Origin of the sequence: Methylobacterium sp. CCH5-D2, from assembly GCF_001556475.1 — a bacterium.
Classification (GTDB): domain Bacteria; phylum Pseudomonadota; class Alphaproteobacteria; order Rhizobiales; family Beijerinckiaceae; genus Methylobacterium; species Methylobacterium hispanicum.
Genome location: NZ_LSIX01000442.1, coordinates 1 through 4,268 on the forward strand (window position 1 = coordinate 1; position 4,268 = coordinate 4,268).

Genomic DNA, 4,268 nt, shown 5'->3' on the forward strand with positions numbered 1-4,268 from the left:
GGGAGGGCGTGTTCGGGATCGGGGGTAGCGCATGTCCTCCCTCAGCAGCGCCTGGTCCCGCTCGCGGCCGCACCTGCTCCTCGCACTGCCCGGCCTGCTCCTCGCGGGCGCGCTCGTCGCGGGCGGGCTGTCCTGGCGGGCGCAGGCCACCAACCGCGACATCGCCGCGCTGGAGGCCAACCACGACCGCCCGGTGACGACCGAGGCCCCGGCCCAGCTCATCCTGGCCCGCGTGCTCCAGCTCGCCCGCCGCGACGCCACCGAGGCGATGGAGCCCCTCGTCGCCGCCCTCGAATCCCGCGATGCCCCGGCCCTCCTCGCCCGCGCCCGCTACGCGCTCGGCAACGCGCGCCTGCGCCGCGCCCTCGACTTGATCGAGCGCGGTCAGCTCGACCCGGCCGGCCCGCTGATCGTGCTGGCCCGGCAGGAATACCGCCGCGCCCTCCAGGCCCGGCCCGCGTTCTGGGACGCCAAGTTCAACCTCGACGTCGCCTCCCGGCTGATCCGCGATTTCCCCGAACTGGATCGCCAGATCGGCGACGAGCTGAAGGCCGAGCCCAAGAAGATCTGGACCGACATCCCCGGCCAGCCGCGGGGGGCGCCGTGAGCGCCCGGCCGCCCTGGCGGCGCAACCTGCGCGACGCCCGCTTCCGGATGCTCGCCGCCGCGCTCGCCCTGGCGCTCGCGACCGCCTGGGTGCCGCCGCTGCCGCTCACCCGGACCGGCGTGCAGGTGCTGGCGGTGGTCGACATCACCGGCAGCATGAACGTGCGCGACTACGCGGCGGGCGGCCAGCCGCAGAGCCGGCTGGAGGCCGCAAAGGCGGCGCTGCGCCACCTGCTCGCGGGCCTGCCCTGCGGCTCCCGGCTGGCGCTCGGCTTGTTCACCGAGCGGCGGCCGTTCCTGCTCTTCGCGCCCGTCGAGGTCTGCGAGAACTTCGCGCCGCTCGACGGCGCCATCGCGGCGCTCGATTGGCGCATGGCCTGGGAGGCCGACAGCCGCATCACCGCCGGGCTCGACCGCGCGATCGCGATGGCGGGCGAGATCGGCACCGACCTCGTCTTCGTCACGGACGGGCAGGAGGCGCCGCCGCTCCGGGCCGGCGCGCTGCCGCCCTTCGAGGGGCAGCCCGGTGCGGTGCGGGGGCTGATCGTGGGCGCGGGCGGCTACGGCCTCTCGCCGATCCCGAAGTACAACGACCGCGGCCGCGAGACCGGCTTCTACGGCGAGACCGACGTGCAGCAGGAGAACCGCTTCGGCCCGCCCCCGGCCGACGCCGAATCGCGCGAGGGCTACAACCCGAGGAACGCCCCGTTCGGCGCCGCGGCCGCGGGCGGCACCGAACACCTCTCGTCGGTGCGCGAGCCCCACCTGAAGGCGCTCGCCGACCGCACCGGCCTCGCCTACGCCCATCTCGACGGGCCGGCCTCGCTCGATGCGCCCCTGCGGGCGGTCGCTACACGGAGCCCGGTGGCCGGGCGGCTCGACCTGCGGCCGTACCTCGGCGCCGCCGCCCTCGTCCTCGTGCTCGCGGCCTTCCTGGCCGCGCCGCTGCGCGCCCTCACGATGCGCGTTCCCACCCCGCGAAAGGCCTGATCCTGCATGCGCCTCACCCTGCCGACGCTCGTCCTCGCTTTTCTCCCCGGCCTCGCGCCGGTCGCGACGCTCGCCCACGGCCCGACGCCCCAGAAGGTCGAGCAGACGGTCACCATCGCGGCGCCCCCGGCCGCGGTCTGGAAGGTGGTCGGGCCGTTCGGCACTATCGGCGCATGGCATCCGGACGTGGCCAAGGTCGAGGCCACGGGCGGCGACGCCAGCGGCGCGAGCCGCAAGGTGACGCTGAAGAGCGGAGGCACCCTCGACGAGGGCCTCGACGAGTGGAAGGCCGACGCGATGACCTATTCGTACCGGATGGGCGAGCCCGACCTGAAGGCGCTGCCGGTCTCCTCCTACTCGGCCACCGTCACGGTGACGCCGGACGGCCAGGGCGCGAAGGTCTCCTGGGCCGGGCGGTTCTACCGCGGCGACACCGGCAACGAGCCGCCGGAGGAGCTGAGCGACGCCGCCGGCCACGCCGCGATGGCGCGCTACTTCGCCGACGGGCTGAAAGGCCTGAAGGCCAAGGTCGAGGGGACGCGGTGAGACTCGGCCCGGCCGGGCTCGCGGCGGCGCTCGCTCTCGCGCTCTGCGCCCCGCGGGGCGAGGCGGCCGTCTACGTGGCGAGCCAGGACGGCGGCGCGCTGACCGAGGTCGGCGACGCCTCCGAGCCGGCGCCCGTCGCCGTCGGCGCCGGCCCGGCCGGCCTCGCGGCGGGGCCGGACGGCACGCTCTACCTCACCCATCCCGACCGCCGCACGATCACTGCGGTCGCGCCCGGCGGAGCGCGGGTGCTGCGGCAGCTGCCCTTCGCCGGCCAGCCCTTCGGCATCGCGGTCTCGGGCGACGGCGCCAAGCTTTTCGTCGGCGACTGGCAGGGCGGGCGGCTGGTGCGGATCGACGCCGCGAGCGGCGCGCGCGAGGCCGAGGCCGCGGTCGGGCCCGAGCCCGCCGGGCTGGTGGCGGACGCGGCCGGGCGCCTCTACGTGGCCGAGCGCGGCGGCGATTCGGTCGCGGTGGTGGACGGGGCCACGATGACCCGCCTCGCCCGCGTGCCCGTGGGCCGGGCACCCTTCGCGCTCGGGCTATCGGCGGACGGGCACCGCCTCTATGTCGGCAACGTGCGCAGCAACGACCTCACGGCGATCGACACCGCCGCGCTCGAGGCCCTCGCGACGAGGCCCGCCGGGCGCAGCCCCTACGGTGTCGCGGTCCACGGCGAGCGGATCCTGGTGACGAACCAGGAATCGGCCAGCGTCTCGGTGCTCGACGCGGATCTCGCGATCACGGCCACGATTCCGGTGGGCCGCTATCCGGAGGGGATCGCGGTCGAGGGCGCGCGCGCCTACGTGGCGAACTGGTTCTCGGACGACGTCTCGGTGATCGATCTCGCGCAGATGCGCGAGGTGGCCCGGCGCAAGGTGCCGGGCGGGCCGCGCGCCGCCGTGGCGCTGCCGGCCGGGGCCGGGCGGTGACGACCCTGCGCGCCCTCGCGCTCCTCGGGGCCGTCGCGCTCCCGCTCGCCGGCTGCGGCGGCGAGGAGGAGCGGGAGCGCGAGCCCGGCGCCATCGCGGCGCGCAGCGACCGGGCGGCCCCCGAGACCGCGTGGCTCTCGCCCACCGACCGGACCGAGCCGGCGGTCTGGCTCGCCCGGCACGCGGCCGGCGGCCAGCCGGTCGATCCGTCCGCGCTCGTGGCGCTGCGGGCGAGCCTCGCGGAGGCGCGCGGGCGCTTCGTCGAGGATCCCCGCATGGTCGCCAACCGCACGATGCAGCTCGAGGCGATGCTCGCCGAGATCCGGGTCGCGGAGAGCCCGGCCGCCTTGATAGCCGATCTCGCCGGGGTCGCGGCCGCGAGCGGGCGGCGCCAGCTCTACGGCGAGATGTGCCAGCACTACGTCACGGTGCGGCGCGACGGGCACTCCCGCGAGGCGGCGCTGGCGCGCCTGCGCGAGCGCTACGCCGCGCAGGCCCGGTGAGGAGGGCGCGGTGACGGGCGTCCTGATCGTGGACGATCACCCGGTGATCCTGCAGGGCTTCCGGCGGGTGGTCGAGGATGCGGGCGTCGCCATGATCCTCGAGGCGGCAGACCCGGTCTCGGGCTACCGGCTGTTCCACCGCATCCGCCCGCAGGTGGCGGTGGTCGATCTGGCCTTCCGGGGCAGCGGGCTCGCGGGGCTCGCGCTGATCCGGCGCATGCGCGCGCTCGAGCCGCGCGCCCGCATCCTCGCCTTCAGCATGCACCGCGACCCCGTCATCGCGGCGCGCGCGCTGGAAGCGGGCGCCATCGGCTACGTCTTCAAGGACCTGCCGGTGGGCGATTTCCTGGCGGCCTTCGACGCCGTCCGGGCGGGCCGCCCCTACCTGCCCCACCGCCTCGCGACGCAGATCGCGGGTCTCGGCGCGGCCTCGGAGCCGTCGCGCTACGACACGCTGAGCGCGCGCGAGATCCAGGTCTCGATCCTGCTCCGGGAGGGGCGCGACTACCGCTTCATCGCCGACAACCTGTCGATCGGCTACCGGTCGGTGGTCAACACCTGCGCGTCGATCCGGAAGAAGCTCGGCGCCCGCACGCAGGCGGAGTTGCTCGGGATGATCCTCGCCGTGGAGGATCTCGGCTCGCACGGGTGATGCACCGCGCGTTCTCCCTCCCCCGCGGGAGGGGGAGGGAGG

6 protein-coding genes are annotated in these 4,268 nt (G+C 75.8%); all 6 read left to right on the forward strand.

Annotated elements, in window-relative coordinates; all coding sequences use genetic code 11:
- Nucleotides 1-31: 31 nt before the first annotated feature.
- From AX737_RS11325 to AX737_RS11350, 6 genes are read left to right on the forward strand one after another with little or no spacing between them, the layout of a single operon-like run.
- The gene (locus AX737_RS11325) at nucleotides 32-607 is read left to right on the forward strand and encodes an MxaK protein (protein WP_066921377.1); all 576 of its coding nucleotides are present in this window, start codon (nucleotides 32-34) and stop codon (nucleotides 605-607) included.
- A 47-nt stretch (nucleotides 608-654) separates the two neighbouring features.
- On the forward strand, nucleotides 655-1,596 hold the full coding sequence (locus AX737_RS11330; protein WP_156453663.1) for a vWA domain-containing protein: 942 nt from the start codon (nucleotides 655-657) through the stop codon (nucleotides 1,594-1,596).
- A gap of 6 nt (nucleotides 1,597-1,602) precedes the next feature.
- On the forward strand, nucleotides 1,603-2,142 hold the full coding sequence (locus AX737_RS11335) for an SRPBCC family protein (protein ID WP_066921381.1): 540 nt from the start codon (nucleotides 1,603-1,605) through the stop codon (nucleotides 2,140-2,142).
- Nucleotides 2,139-3,071: a YncE family protein gene (locus AX737_RS11340; RefSeq protein WP_066921382.1), complete on the forward strand. Its 933-nt coding sequence runs from the start codon at nucleotides 2,139-2,141 to the stop codon at nucleotides 3,069-3,071. The genes AX737_RS11335 and AX737_RS11340 overlap by 4 nt, the downstream gene beginning before the upstream one ends.
- Nucleotides 3,068-3,574 carry a hypothetical protein gene (locus AX737_RS11345; protein ID WP_238230647.1) on the forward strand — a complete coding sequence of 169 codons (507 nt, stop codon included), beginning with the start codon at nucleotides 3,068-3,070 and terminating at the stop codon, nucleotides 3,572-3,574. The genes AX737_RS11340 and AX737_RS11345 overlap by 4 nt, the downstream gene beginning before the upstream one ends.
- A 10-nt stretch (nucleotides 3,575-3,584) precedes the next feature.
- The gene (locus tag AX737_RS11350) at nucleotides 3,585-4,226 is read left to right on the forward strand and encodes a response regulator transcription factor (RefSeq protein WP_066921384.1); all 642 of its coding nucleotides are present in this window, start codon (nucleotides 3,585-3,587) and stop codon (nucleotides 4,224-4,226) included.
- The last annotated feature ends 42 nt before the right edge of the window (nucleotides 4,227-4,268 follow it).

Coding starts and splice junctions, on each gene's coding strand:
- AX737_RS11325 (WP_066921377.1), top strand. CDS start 32: ATGTCCTCCCTCAGCAGCGCCTGGTCCCGCTCGCGGCCGCACCTGCTC.
- AX737_RS11330 (WP_156453663.1), top strand. CDS start 655: ATGCTCGCCGCCGCGCTCGCCCTGGCGCTCGCGACCGCCTGGGTGCCG.
- AX737_RS11335 (WP_066921381.1), top strand. CDS start 1,603: ATGCGCCTCACCCTGCCGACGCTCGTCCTCGCTTTTCTCCCCGGCCTC.